Origin of the sequence: Streptomyces sp. P3, assembly GCF_003032475.1 — a bacterium.
GTDB lineage: Bacteria > Actinomycetota > Actinomycetes > Streptomycetales > Streptomycetaceae > Streptomyces.
In genome coordinates, this window is sequence record NZ_CP028369.1 from 8,940,255 (window position 1) to 8,952,985 (window position 12,731).

The 12,731-nt window shown below is 70.1% G+C and carries 10 protein-coding genes and 2 pseudogenes; 5 read left to right on the top strand and 7 right to left on the bottom strand.

Annotation, left to right across the window (positions count from 1 at the left end; genetic code table 11):
* Positions 1–628: 628 nt before the first annotated feature.
* The 4 genes and pseudogenes from C6376_RS39820 to C6376_RS39835 form a co-directional block, all read right to left on the bottom strand.
* Positions 629–1,390, bottom strand: a complete 762-nt coding sequence (locus C6376_RS39820) for a hypothetical protein (protein ID WP_107448004.1) — start codon at positions 1,388–1,390, stop codon at positions 629–631.
* A gap of 307 nt (positions 1,391–1,697) precedes the next feature.
* Positions 1,698–2,096: a hypothetical protein gene (locus tag C6376_RS39825; RefSeq protein WP_173985820.1), complete on the bottom strand. Its 399-nt coding sequence runs from the start codon at positions 2,094–2,096 to the stop codon at positions 1,698–1,700.
* Positions 2,093–2,494 (bottom strand): annotated as a pseudogene (locus C6376_RS39830) (IS5/IS1182 family transposase); the annotation flags it as partial. The gene C6376_RS39825 and the pseudogene C6376_RS39830, both read right to left, overlap by 4 nt.
* A 393-nt stretch (positions 2,495–2,887) precedes the next feature.
* Positions 2,888–4,801 carry a hypothetical protein gene (locus C6376_RS39835; RefSeq protein WP_107448006.1) on the bottom strand — a complete coding sequence of 638 codons (1,914 nt, stop codon included), beginning with the start codon at positions 4,799–4,801 and terminating at the stop codon, positions 2,888–2,890.
* A 186-nt stretch (positions 4,802–4,987) separates the two neighbouring features.
* On the opposite strand from C6376_RS39835, the gene C6376_RS39840 reads away from it, so the two are divergent.
* The 5 genes and pseudogenes from C6376_RS39840 (at position 4,988) to C6376_RS39855 (ending at position 7,960) form a co-directional block, all read left to right on the top strand.
* On the top strand, positions 4,988–5,821 hold the full coding sequence (locus C6376_RS39840; RefSeq protein ID WP_107448008.1) for a DUF6308 family protein: 834 nt from the start codon (positions 4,988–4,990) through the stop codon (positions 5,819–5,821).
* A gap of 89 nt (positions 5,822–5,910) precedes the next feature.
* A complete protein-coding gene (locus tag C6376_RS44205) occupies positions 5,911–6,081 on the top strand; it encodes a hypothetical protein (protein ID WP_159083408.1) in 171 nt (56 codons plus the stop codon).
* A gap of 128 nt (positions 6,082–6,209) precedes the next feature.
* Positions 6,210–7,142: a 5,10-methylenetetrahydrofolate reductase gene (locus C6376_RS39845; protein WP_107448010.1), complete on the top strand. Its 933-nt coding sequence runs from the start codon at positions 6,210–6,212 to the stop codon at positions 7,140–7,142.
* A gap of 330 nt (positions 7,143–7,472) precedes the next feature.
* Positions 7,473–7,595 (top strand): annotated as a pseudogene (locus C6376_RS39850) (bifunctional 5,10-methylene-tetrahydrofolate dehydrogenase/5,10-methylene-tetrahydrofolate cyclohydrolase); the annotation flags it as partial.
* Positions 7,596–7,708: 113 nt separating this feature from the next.
* Positions 7,709–7,960, top strand: coding sequence for a hypothetical protein (locus C6376_RS39855; protein WP_254076264.1), 252 nt, complete (start codon positions 7,709–7,711; stop codon positions 7,958–7,960).
* Between the two features lie 520 nt (positions 7,961–8,480).
* Here C6376_RS39855 and C6376_RS39860 read toward each other — a convergent pair.
* From C6376_RS39860 to C6376_RS39870, 3 genes are all read right to left on the bottom strand, one after another.
* The gene (locus tag C6376_RS39860; protein ID WP_107448012.1) at positions 8,481–9,773 is read right to left on the bottom strand and encodes an amidohydrolase family protein; all 1,293 of its coding nucleotides are present in this window, start codon (positions 9,771–9,773) and stop codon (positions 8,481–8,483) included.
* A gap of 84 nt (positions 9,774–9,857) precedes the next feature.
* Positions 9,858–11,168 (bottom strand): amino acid permease, encoded by a 1,311-nt coding sequence (locus C6376_RS39865; RefSeq protein ID WP_254076451.1) that lies wholly within the window; start codon positions 11,166–11,168, stop codon positions 9,858–9,860.
* Positions 11,169–11,413: 245 nt separating this feature from the next.
* Positions 11,414–12,595 (bottom strand): PLP-dependent aspartate aminotransferase family protein, encoded by a 1,182-nt coding sequence (locus C6376_RS39870; RefSeq protein WP_107448014.1) that lies wholly within the window; start codon positions 12,593–12,595, stop codon positions 11,414–11,416.
* Between the last annotated feature and the right edge of the window lie 136 nt (positions 12,596–12,731).

Consider the following 12,731-nt stretch of genomic DNA (forward strand, 5'->3'; position numbering starts at 1 on the left):
AGCGGACCCGAACAGGCAGCGCCCTCCGCTTCGTGCTGCGGCGCGCCGAGGCCGCACTCATGCAGCGTCCGCTCCACCAGATCCCCCATCGCGGTCGCCGGGCAGTCCAGCACGATCCCGTCCACGCCGTACGCGCAGCCGTCGCCGTCCAGGACCGCGAGGGGGCCGTGCGGGAAGGGGGGGTCGGCTGCGCGCTGCGTCGCCCTCTTCGCGGCGGGACGCCGCGATGCCGCAGCGGGTCCGAAGGGCGGGCGCGCCGGCGCCGCAGCCGTCGTGACGGGAGCCTGCGGGGCGTCTGCCGTCTCCGCCCTGGACGCGGCCGGTTCGGCGGACGCCGCGGGCGCCGTTGCCGCAACCGAGGCTGTCGAAGCCGCGCCGGGGCCGGGGTACTTCGCCGCACATCCAATTAGCAGCGCTGATAGGCATCCAGCCGTGCGGGCTTCAGGCACTGCGGCCGTTCTCCCAGTTCTTCACCGACTGGTGTCGGCGGTCGCGCCTTTCCCCACGATCCACATGATCGGCGGCACGCAATTCCGCACCCGCACGGTCACACCTCCCCACGGGGACGGCGGTTGCGAGTGGATGCCCGACGGCAAAGGAAAGGCCCGACCCCGCCTCTCCCCGCCCTTCACAGGAACAGCGGGTCGACCGGGGGCCATGGGTAGCCCAGTTGCTCGGCGTCATGCGAACCTCCCCAGACCTCGGCGCCCGCCCGGGGATCGCCTGCGGTCAGCCGCGCTTCAAGGCGCTCGGCTTGGTCCGACGGGGGGTCCGCGGAGATCAGGAGGGTCACCCCGAACTGGAGCCAGGGCAGATCCGCATTGGCCCGGTTACGGGGATGCCCCAGGACGACGTGGATGCGATCGGGTTCCCCGCGGGAGGCCCAGACGCCTTCCAACTCGCAGTCCCACCTTACGAGCCAGTCCCCGCATCCCCTCAGCCCCGCCTCCAGCAGCCGCGCGACCGCTTCTGCCGGCCGCTCCCAACCCCGGTCCTCTCCGGCTCGCAGGACCTCGGCCTCGTAACGGTCCGCGGTGAACCGAAGCTCCGGCAGGTCGAAGTCCTGGTTGGCAAGGTCGCGCCAGCCCGCCCAGACGACATGATCCCCGTCACGCGTGACCGTCACGTACAGCGCGCCGCAGCACTCCTCCACGCCGCACCCGGACCAAGCGAGACGAACCTCGTGGGGCGTCGCCGTGGCATGCAACGGCCCTTCCTGGCCCAGCAGGCGCCTGGGGCCTGCTCCCAGGTACCGGGAGCCTCCCACGCCACCGGGGAGTACCTCGGCCAGAAGATCCCGGCCATTGACGATCGGGCGGACCTCCACGCCGCCCTCGTCGGGCGGAGGGCACACGATGCTCAGACTGAGAAGGTCCGCTCTCGTGGTCATCGGCCAATGATCGCGGAGCCGGCTCGCAACTGTCATGTGAATTCGCGTGGCCTCCGCTTTGGGCGGCAGTTCGGGCCGCCTTCAGGCACGTCGGCCTCGGATGCCCCTCCGGGACGACGGGACGGCAGCCTGGGGGATCATGTGACCGTCCACGACCGGGTCGTGGTCTTCAACGCGGCGGCGAGGCGGGCCTGGTGACCCCGGCGGCCTCCTCACGCAGCCGGGGCACGCTCCGCCGGAGGCGGCAGGCGCGGCTTCCCGATCAACGGAGCGTCGACGGACGCGAACAGCTCCTCCTCAGTGGACGTTAAGTCCGTTTCTGGTAGCGGCCTCGTCCGGGCTGGGTGAGGAAGCCTTGGCGGGTGAGGCGTCCGAGGCGAGCGCGGGTGACGTTGACGGCGGCCTCGTCGGTGGGCATGCCGAGGAGTTCATGCAGCTCACGGGCTCGCCACTCCTGGTCGGGGTACTGGTTGAAGGCGTTCACGATGGCCTGGTAGGCGGTATTCGTCTCGGGCGGTTCAGAGTCCTCTCTTGCCGGTGCGAGTTCGGCGATGACCTTCCGGGTGGTGGCCAGGTCCGCCAGTCGTGCTTCGGCCTCGGCCAGGGCGGCGGTCAAGTGCTCGATCTGGTCTCGTAGTTCACCGGCCCGGACGGTGGTCTCATCGTGCTGTGCCTGGAGATCGGCCAGGAGCTCGGTGATGTTCATGCGGCCAGCTCGAGGGTGTCGCGCCAGGCCGGGCTCGGGGTGGTGAGGCGGCGAGTCATGTTCGCGATCGAGGCCCAGTAGACACGCGAGGCGGAGGTGTCGGGCCGGTGGTCGTACTCACGGGCCAGACGCCGGTGCAACATCAACGTGCCGTTGACCTGCTCCACGATCCACCGCTTCGGCTGCGGAACGAAGCCTTTGCCCTGGTCTTCGGGGTTGCGGCGGACGACCTCGACGTCGATGTCCAACAACACGCCATGGATGACGACTTCGTCCTTGAAGCCTTGGTCCACCAGGGCTTTCTCCAGGCGCATCCCGCAGCGTTCGGCGGCCTGGTCGAGCAGGGCGATGCCAGCGGCGTTGTCATGAGCGGATGCGGCCAGGACGACGACGCCGACGTGACGGTTCGTCCGTCCGGAAGGAAGCCGCCTGCCGTGACCGCGCTGACGCAGCCTGTGGCGCTGGTGCAGGCCCCGGCGTCGCCCGGTGGGGCTGTCGGCGGTACCGGCAGCTCCCTGACGGCGATCGGCTCGGGCTTCGGCGCGGGCGACACGGACGGCGGCCGCGGCGCCGGTGCCCGCGAGTCCGCCGACGCTCCCGGCATCGCGCCCAGCCACAGGGCCAGGACCGCGAACAGGGCTGTCGCGAGGCGGTAGTGCTTGGTGATCGGATGCCTGGTCGTCCGGGTCGGCATGCTGACTCCTGTCTGGAGGAGGCGATCTGGCGCCGGAGGGTTCGGGTGGCCCGTACCGCGGGTTCGGGTCGTGCCACCCGAACCCGGTGGGGTCCGTTCAGGTCCCGTTGGCGGGCTGGTGGTACGTCCGTGAGCCGACTGTGGTGGTGAGGGTGCCGGTCGCCCGGAAGACGGTCTGCCAGAGGTCGATCGTGACGTGGAAGCCGTCCGGGCTGGTCTTCTTGGTGGCCAGCACCTTGCCGCTCCGGCCGGTCTTCACCAGATCCGAGTCCCAGTCGAGGCTGGTCAGGGTCGTGCTGGTGCTCGTGCGTGTGACGTTCTCGGAGCCGTCGAGGAAGTTCCTGGCGTCGTCCGAGTAGTGCCGGTAGCGCACGGACACCGTTTTCACGGTGCTCGTGGCGTCGTCCCACACGATGTCGACCTTCGCGCTGCCGGTCGCCTTGCCGCGCAGGGTGTAGGCGCCCTGCGGCGGGTAGGGCCGCTGTGGTGCGGCGCTGCCCGGCACATAGGCGCTGCCCCAGGGGATGGTGTCGGAGTGGGGTTTCACCGGGCGGGTGTGCACCGGCTCCCGGTCCACCAGGCGGGAGATCATCAGCCGGGTGCGGCGACCGCCCGGTTCCGTGGAGACCGGACACGGCAGCGGGTTGGCTCCGCCGCACGAGGGCGCCGACATCAGCCGTTCGTTGAAGACGACCGCCGTGCCGTCAGGGGACCAGCGCGGGTCTGCGGAGGCGTTCCAGTCCGGGGAGGTGTTGGAGTAGTTGAGCCGCTGCCCGGAGTAGGAGCCGCGGTCGCCGTAACGGTCGATCAGATAGGGCTGGAAGAAGCGCCGCTGGCCGTTGTTGCGGAACGAGGAGACCACGGAGGTGGTGAGCAGATCGGTGATCGCCGGAATTCCGGTCATGCCGGAGGCGAACGACATGCGGTCGTAGCCGCGGGTGTCCAGGGCCACGATCCACCGGTCGTCCGGGGAGGAGTCCCCGGGGTCGGTGTACCCGGGGTCGGCGGTCATCCGGCGGACCTTTCCGGTACGCAGGTCGATGGCCATCAGGTCGATGTTGGACGATTCCACCGGGTAGCCGACGTAGAAGACCTCCCTGCCGTCCTTGGAGAAGCCGCGCAGCTCACCGAAGCCGGCGAGCTGGGGGTCGAAGACGAGCTTCGATCCGTCACGAGGGTCGACGTGCACCGGCTGCGCGGTGGGGGAGGCGTCGAAGAGGCGCGAGACCCGCTCCACCTCGTAGCGTGGGACGAGGGGAGCGCCGGTCTCGGGGGTGGGGTCGAACCGCAGACGGCCGAAGTAGCCGTACTGGTCAAGGCGTCCGCCGGTGACAGTGGTGGCGTTGAAGCCGAGGTGCACCTGGTCGGGGTGCAGGCGCAGTTCCCGGATGGAGCCGCCGGGCCCGGAACCGTCCGCGGCGTTGTTCCAGCGGATCGGGTAGATGTGCAGACGGGCTGGGGTGCAGGCGGACGAGGCCAGCAGGTGAGGGCCGCAGTCGACGATGTTCGTCCCGTAGAGGACCCGCTTGCCGTCGGCGAACGGCTGCGGGTAGCTGATGTCCTGGTTCATGCCCTGCCGGTTCGCGGGCAGGGTGCCGCAGGTGAGGCACTTCCAGGCGTCTCCGTTCGGGAAGGTTCTGCCGTCGGTCCGCACCAGGAGAAGCTGGGTTCCGCTGTACACGCCGGCCGGGTCGGGAGCAGCCGGGGCACCGGTGAACCGTACGCTGACGGTGACCGTGCGGCTGTCCGGCAGGAAGCCTCCGGCACGCATGCCGAAACCCCAGTCGGCCGCCATGCACCCCGTACCGCGGGGGTTGACGGCGCTCGTGCACGACCCGACCGCCTCCGAGGGCGCGGTCGGCGGCAGCGGCAGGCTCTCGGTCCGAATCCGTTCGGGAGCGGGCGGAGGCGGCACGGCATGAGGGTCCGGGGCGGCCTGAGCCGGTGACAGGAAGGCGGTGACGCCTACCAGAGCCACCAGGGCGGCCAGGCCCCTGGTCCTTGTACGCATGAATCTCCCTTTGATCGTCTGTGCTCTTGTGGGGGAATCTCCGACTCCCGGTCGGCATTGATCACTGAAAGGTCAGAGATGGACGTGGGCATGCCATGATGACGATGACATAGCTGCGCAGTCAGGCAATCATGACTCTTTCTATATGAGAATTAGATTCTCGTGAAGGGGTGCGGCAGTCATCCGGTGGACGCCGCAGAGCGCCTCGCCCAGAAGATCGAAACGCTGAGCAGGATGTTCACGGAGGCCGAGCCCGCGTCTTTGCGTACCGGCTATCTGGCCGCCACCCCTTCGGCCGGGTGCCCGGTGCCGCAGGGATCCACCGCGACGGCTCTCGTGCCCCGCTGGAACGAGCACCCCTGCGGCCTGCTGGTGCCCGCCACCATCCAGCCGCCCGCGCCGATAGACCTGGGCGCGGCGTATCTCACGCCGGATGAGATCTTCGGGTTCGACCTGCCCGCCGACTACGCCGTGCGCCAGCTGGAACGTCTCCCGCTTGAAGGCGTCATACGGTTCTGCGCCCAGGTGCTCAACGCCCTGGAGTTGCCCGGCGTGTCCGTGCAGGCCGTTGAGGCGCACTTCACCGGTGAGTGGCTGGATGAGCCGGTCCGCAGCCGTGTCCGGAACCTGCTTCGGGACGAGACCCGCAGGCTGCTCGTTCCTCAGACCCTCATGCCGCCGGCCCGCAGGGCCATGGAGGTATCCCCGGACACGGTGCCGGAGCACCTCCCCGACGGCGACGTCATCGGCGCTCTGTTCAGTCTCACTCAGGTCATGGGCCGTCATCCCGATCCCGGCCCGAGCGTCATCACGGACCGGCCCGGCACACTGGGCCGCCCGCATCCCTCGCTCTGGCTTGCGCTGCATGCCGCGCTCCGCGAGGACGATCATGCCCTGCATCGCCAGTTGCTCGAGCTGCTCCAGAGCGCGGGGGTGCCGGAGACGGTGAGTGCGCTGCGGGTATGCGACGTGGCGGTGTGGACGAGGCACCGGGCGGAGGGTCACGCCCGTCCTCGCTGACTTCGGCAGCGGAGTTACCCTTCCGGCGTTCTGGCGTGTGAGGGTGACGGACCGCAAGCGGGCTGGCCAGAAAGGACACTGAGGCCGCAATGTCTTCCCCCGTGCCCAGCCGCCCCGTGGGGTTCGGCGCGTACTCGGCCACCACGCGCGGCTCCAGCTGCGACCACTCCTGCGGCCGGCCGCACCAGCTGGTCTCGTCCTCGACCGTCTGCCGCATCCCGCCGGTGACGATCACCGCGGGGCTCACGTGTTCGCGGTGATCCCGGACCCGGCGAGGTGCCGGGCCGAGCCGGTCTGCTCCGCGCCTGCGGGCGTCGCCCGGCGAACCGGGTCCGCGCCTGAAGGCCGGGTGCGGTTCCTGCCGTGAGTGGGATGACAAAATGCACGCATGGCTTCCCCCGAGACCGTGACGGCCGCCGAGCTCATGGACCGTACCCGTGACGGCGTCCTGCTCTTCGGCCTGACCCCGCCACGGCGGACCACCACCCCCGAGCAGGCCGACGCCGTCGCCGCCGCGGCCCTGACCCGGCTCCGGTCGGTGCAGGTCGACGGGCTCATCCTCTACGACGTGGACGCCGAGGCCGACCGGTCCGAGGCCCCGCGACCGTTCCCGTTCATGCCGATGATGGACCCGGCCCACTTCCTCGACGGCCACCTCGCCGACTGGGCCGGCCCGGTGATCGTCTACCGCGCCGTGGGCAAGTACACCGGCGACCAGCTGGATCGGTGGTGGTCGCAGGCCGACCGCGACCGGGTGCTGACCGTCCTGGTCGGCGCGGCCTCCCGGCACCAGGTGGTCCGGACGAGTCTTCCCGAGGCCTACCGCCGGCATGCCGGGCTCTCCCTCCCGCCGCGGATGGGCGGCGTGGTCATCGCCGAACGGCACGCCGCCTCGGGGACGGAGCACGCACGCATGCTGCACAAGCAGGACGTCGGCTGCGAGTTCTTCGTCTCCCAGGTCTGCTACGACTTGGACCACACCCGCAACCTGCTCTCCGACTACACCCTCGGCTGCCGTGACCAGGGCCTGGACCCGAAGCCGGTGGTGCTGACCCTGGCCCCGTGCGGGTCGGTGAAGACCCTGGAGTTCATGACCTGGCTCGGCATCGAGGTCCCGCGATGGCTCCAAGCCGAGATCACTCGCGGCGACCCCCTCGCCGCGTCGTACGAGCAGTGCCTCCTCAACGCCCGGGCCCTGATCGCGTACTGCCGCCGCCTCGGCCTGCCTTTCGGGATCAACGTCGAGAGCCTCACCAACCGCAAGCTGGAGATCGACGCCTCCATCGACCTCGTCCGGGAGATCCGGGACCTGCTGGGCTGAATCATCGTCAGGACGCGGCCAGCTGCGCGGCCGCGATCCCGGAGCGGGCCGCCCACCCGGTGTGGATCTGCTTCACCGTGCCGCCGGTCCGGTTGCACTCGAGGATCCCGGATCACATGCCCGCGGCCATCGCGGCCGCGACGGCGGCGCCCAGCACGCTGCAGCGTTCTCGGCGTCGTACCCGGCCATGCCCAGACGGATACAGAACTCGTTCCCCACAGCGATCACGGCGGATCGCTGTGTGCAGATCGACCGTGGCCTTCGGCGGCATGGGCGCCCCCTCACTGCGCAGAGCACTCCGGTGGCGTCGAAACTCAGCGACATCGTTCCTCCCGTAAGACTGATCTGGCCGCGACCGTGCGGGAAGCGGACGTTGTTGTGGCGGCCATGGGAAGGCCTCGGCTTATTCGCGGCGAAGACGTCAAGCCGGGGGCCGTCGTGATCGACGCCGGAGGCTTTTGGCGGCCGCCCGGAGCCGACGGGGGAGGCGGCGTCGAGCGACGGTCAGAGGGAGGCCGTGGCGGTCTCCACGGTGGGCGCGGCGTCCTGGATCCGGTCCAGCGACCGTGCTTGCCGGCACCGACAGTCACCCATGTGGCACCGTCGCCGACGAGGTGGCCTGGCTGCACCGCTGCGGAGTGCCTGCCGAGGACGCCCTCGCGGCAGCCGCCTGGCGGGCCCGCGCCTGGCTCGGCCTGCCCAGCCTCACCGACGGCGCCCCTGCCGACCTCGTCGCCTACGACACCGATCCCACCCTCACCCCGCAGGCGATCCCCCACCCGAGCAGGATCATCCTGCGCGGACGGATCGTCCGGTGAACCGACCGAACTCATAGGCCCGCTGGACCAGTCGTCCTTTCCCGCGCCGGAGGCCGCTCTTCCCGGCCCGGTACTCGTTCAGCGTCGGCCCGACGGTGACGCTGTGAGTTAGAGAGCGGTCCTGAAGCGCGACCTGCGCTGACGGACGGTCGCGTGGGTGAGGTTCAGCTGCTCGGCGATCTCGGTGTCCGGGAACCCATGACCGTCAGGCGCACGACCCCCTGCGTCTCCGGCGCCACTTCAGTGCGGGCTGGGGCGCCCACCCGGTGCGTTCCGATCCGGTGGCCGAGTTCCAAGCTGATTCCGCCGTCGACGAGGGGCATTGCCGTCACCCGGTGCGCTTCCTGCGGCTTCGAGAGGACCTCACACCCGGTGACGTGCCGCCGTTCGCCAACTGAGTTCTCGGCGTCAGTACGCCGCGGCAGCGGAGGAGCGCAACGCGTACGCACCGCGTCCACGCCTGTGGCCCCCACGGGTGTGGACGCAGGCGAGACGCAGAGGCACTCGACACCGAGCGTGCCTACTCTGACACCGCCTCGGGGCGCCATGTGCCGTCGAGTCGGATGCCGGCGGCCGCCGCGATCCGGTTGCGTGATTCGAGCAGTCGGGTCCGGAGTGCCGCCAGGTCCACGTCCAGCAGTACGCCGTCGCGTTTGACCACGCGGCCGGCGACGAGGACGGTGTCGACCAGGCCGGGGTGGCCGGCGCTGACGATGGTGGCGGCCGGGTCGGTGACCGGGAAGACGGTCAGGTCGTCGGCGCGGAGCAGGATGATGTCGGCGTCCTTGCCGGGTGTGATGCTGCCGCTCCTGTGGTCGAGACCGCATGAGGCGGCGGCGTCGATGGTGGTGAAGGCGAGCAGATCGCGGGAGCGCAGGCCGCCGTCCAGGCCGCGTTGCACGGCGAAGGCGGTACGCATGGTGGAGAACATGTCACCGGCGGCCGAGGGGACGTCATCGACAGATAGGGTCGGGCGCAGTCCGGCGGCCAGCGCCCGGCCGGTCATCGGCCAGCCGAAGCCCATCTTCAGCTCGACGTCAGGGCTGATCGACAGGGAGCTGCCCGCGTCGGCGAGCATGCGCAGCTCGTCATCGCTGAGTCCGTTGCCGTGCACGAAGGTGGTGGTGTCCCGCAGCAGGCCGTGCCCGCGCAGATCGGCGACGGCCCCGGCTGTGATGTCGACGTGCAGGCTGGTGCGCAGGCCGAGTTCGGCGGCCAATTTCAGTTCATGGGCGACGGCGTCCATTCCGGCGGCTTCGGGGCCTCGGAGTCCCAAGGCCATGGAGACCGGGCCGCCGTCACCGAGCTGGGAGCGGACGCGGCGGATGGCGGTGTCGACGGGGTCGGTGGTGCCCCATCCGGCGCCGAGGCAGAAGATCGACCGCCCGGGCGCGTCGCGCAGCGCGGAGAGGGCGGCGTCCTCGTGCTCGGGAGTCTGCGCGACGTGGTACCAGTCGAGCATGATGGTCACGCCGGAGTTCAGGGCCTCCAGGCGGCCGAGGCGGGTGCCCGCGTAGACGTCTTCGGGCTGGTAGTGGGGTTTGACCGTGCCGTGCATGGCCGCCGCCCACTCTGCGAACGTCCAGTCCGCGCCGATGCCTCGGAATGCGGTCTGCCAGGTGTGGCGGTGGTTGTCGACGAAGCCGGGCATGACGATCCGGTCGGTCGCGTCGATCACCTCGGCGTCCGGTGCGTCGATCCGTTCGGCGACCTCGACGATCACGCCGTCCTCGATGAGCACGTCACCGCGGGCGAGATCGCCGACAGCCGGGTCCATGCTGACCACGGTGCCGCCAGTGAGCAGGGTTTTCATCGGATGCACTCCTTCACGGATTTCTTCGTATGGGGCGAGATCGTGGTGTGGCGGCCGTAGCGGCTCCGCGCGGCTGGGCGCCGGTCAGGCACGGGCGGTCTGGGTTTTCTGCCGCAGGCAGCCGATGAGGGAGAGGGCAAGGGTCAGGCCGCCGGTGAAGTACAGCTGCACGCGGGTGTCGCCCTCGCGGGCCATGAGGGCCAGGATCGCCAGCACTCCCGCGAGCGCCGCCCAGGTCAGGGCGGGGAAGGCCCACATCTTCACGACCAGAGTCTCGGGCGCCTCCCGCTCCAGCTTCCGGCGCATCCGCAGCTGGGCGGCGGCGATGAAGCCCCACACCACCAGCACGGCCGCGCCGACCGTGTTGAGCAGCCAGGTGAAAACGGTCTCCGGCCACCAGTAGCTCAGCAGGACCGCGATGAAGCCGAAGGCGGAGGAGGCGATCACCGCGCGCCGCGGCACTCCGCTGGTGACCGTGCCGAGTGCTTTCGGGCCCTGTCCGCGGGCTGTCAGCGAGTAGGCCATGCGGGAGGAGCCGTAGATGTTGGCGTTCATCGCGGACAGCAGGGCGATGAGCAAGATGACGTTCATGAGCTGGCCGGCGGCGGGGATGTCGAGGTGGTCGAGGACCGCCACGTAGGGGCCGCTGGTGGTGACGGCGGGGTCGCTCCACGAGATGAGCGTGACGATGACCAGCATGGACCCGACGTAGAAGACGCCGATACGCCACATCGCGGTGCGCACCGCTGTGGCCACACCGCGGACCGGGTGTTCGGACTCGGCGGCGGCGATGGTGACCGTCTCCAGGCCGCCGTAGGCGAACACCGAGGTGAGCAGGCCGATGACCAGGCCGTTCGTACCGAGGGGCAGGAAGCCGCCGTCCCCGGTGAGGTGCGCCGTGCCGGGGGCTTGAGTGCCGGGCAGGATGCCGAAGATCGCGAGGCCGCCCAGGACCAGGAAGAGGGAGATCGCGCCGACCTTCAGTGCCGCGAACCAGAACTCGAACTCACCGAAGTTGCGGACCGCCGCGAGGTTCGTGCCGCAGAACGCGGTCATGAACAGCAGGACCCACATCCAGGACGGGGTGCCCGGGAACCAGCCGATCATGATGCCCGCGGCGCCGATCGCCTCGGCACCGACGCCCACGCACAGCAGCGTCCAGAACATCCAGCCGGCCGTGAAGCCCGCCCACGGCCCGATCGCACGTTCGGCGTGCACCGAGAACGATCCGGAGGCCGGGTTCGCCGCCGACATCTCGCCGAGCATGCGCATCACCAGCATGACCAGCACGCCGGACAATGCGTAGGCGAGGACGATCGATGGCCCGGCGGCCGCGATGCCGGCGCCGGAGCCGACGAACAGGCCCGCGCCGATGACACCGCCGAGGGCGATCATCGACAGGTGGCGTTGCTTGAGCCCGCGCGCGAGCGGGGCACCGCGGCCGGGTGCGTCACCCTCGGATTCGTGGGCGAACGCAGCGTCGGCGAGGCCGCGGTTTTGCAGGTGGGACATGGACATGCACCTCTTCGTTGAGCTGCTGCAATCTCAAGGGCCGGTTGCGGCCGGACCCGCACCGGTCACGAGTGGAGGCACGGGCAGGTGGCGTCGCCGCAGCGCGCGGCTGGCGCACTGGTAGTGGTTCAGGCGCTTGCCGTGGCGTGGACCGCGTCGGCGGCGGCCAGTGCATCGGCCACCAGGTCGGCGGTGTCCTCGGTGCCCGCGGCCAGCCGGACCAGGCCCAGCGGAACCGACTCGGCGATCTGGTCCTCGCTGAGCATGCCGCGCCACATGGACGCCGGGTGCACGGCCAGGGATTCCACGCCCCCGAGGCTCGCCGAGCGAAGGGAGTAGCGCAGCTTGCCGAGGAACGCGTCGGCCGTCTCGAAGCCACCGGTGAACTCGATGCCGAGCACCCCGCCGAAGCCGCTCATCTGGTCGGCCGCCAGTTTGTGCTGAGGGTGGGACGACAGGCCGGGATAGTGAACCCAGGCCACGGCCGGATGCTCGCTGAGCGCCTCGGCGAGGGCCAGGCCGTTGGCGTTGTGCCGGGGCACGCGCAGGGGCAGGGTGCGCATCCCGCGCAGCAGCAGCCAGGCATCGATCGGGCCGAGCGTAGCGCCGGTGAGCAGGCCGACGTCCCAGATCCGATCCAGGAGTTCGGCCGGCCCGGCGATCACTCCGGCGGAGACGTCGGAGTGGCCGTTGAGGTACTTGGTCGCGCTGTGCCAGACCAGGTCGATGCCGAGGTCCGCGGGCCGCTGGTTGAGCGGGGTGGCGAAGGTGTTGTCCGCCATGGTCAGCACGTCGTGCGCGCGGGCCAGGTCCGCGACCGCGCGCAGATCGGTGATCTGCAGCAGCGGATTGCTCGGTGTCTCGACCAGGATCAGGCGGGTCTGGGGGGTCAACGCCTTCGCGAACGCTTCCGGGTCGGTCTGGTCGACCTGGGTGGTCGACACGCCAAGGCGCGGGAGCAGGTTCATCAGCACCGAGCCGGTGCCGCCGTAGGTGGACCTCTGCCCGATGACATGGTCACCGGCAGAGACCACGGCGAGGACGGCGGTGGTGAGCGCGGCCATCCCGGACGCGGTGACCATGGCGGCCTCAGTGCCCTCCAGCTCCGCGACGACGGCCGCGACCTGGGCGTGGTTGGGGTTGCCGAAGCGGGTGTAGAAGTCCTTTCCCCGCGGTTCGACGGCGCCCTGCGCGAACGTCTCGCCGTCCTCGGCCCAGAACGTCGCCGTCTGGTAGATGGGCGGTGCCACCGTGCGAGTGGGATGGATCCCGCGATCGGCGTGAACGGTGGTGGTGCTCTTGCCCGGCATGGCCAGCCCTTCCATGGATGTCGGTTACGACGCCATGAAGCGTGGCTGACCATCTCCCGGATATGGGTGGATCATGGCAACTTTGGCAGCAAATTGCGCTCAGTGAAGGTACACGATTGTGGTAGTCGGCCAACAG

Bases quoted from the DNA above. Each gene is read 5' to 3' on its own strand.
- C6376_RS39860 (WP_107448012.1), bottom strand. From the start codon at position 9,773: ATGAAAACCCTGCTCACTGGCGGCACCGTGGTCAGCATGGACCCGGCT.
- C6376_RS39870 (WP_107448014.1), bottom strand. From the start codon at position 12,595: ATGCCGGGCAAGAGCACCACCACCGTTCACGCCGATCGCGGGATCCAT.
- C6376_RS39825 (WP_173985820.1), bottom strand. From the start codon at position 2,096: ATGAACATCACCGAGCTCCTGGCCGATCTCCAGGCACAGCACGATGAG.
- C6376_RS39820 (WP_107448004.1), bottom strand. From the start codon at position 1,390: ATGACCACGAGAGCGGACCTTCTCAGTCTGAGCATCGTGTGCCCTCCG.
- C6376_RS44205 (WP_159083408.1), top strand. From the start codon at position 5,911: ATGTCTTCCCCCGTGCCCAGCCGCCCCGTGGGGTTCGGCGCGTACTCG.
- C6376_RS39835 (WP_107448006.1), bottom strand. From the start codon at position 4,801: ATGCGTACAAGGACCAGGGGCCTGGCCGCCCTGGTGGCTCTGGTAGGC.
- C6376_RS39845 (WP_107448010.1), top strand. From the start codon at position 6,210: ATGGCTTCCCCCGAGACCGTGACGGCCGCCGAGCTCATGGACCGTACC.
- C6376_RS39865 (WP_254076451.1), bottom strand. From the start codon at position 11,168: ATGATCGCCCTCGGCGGTGTCATCGGCGCGGGCCTGTTCGTCGGCTCC.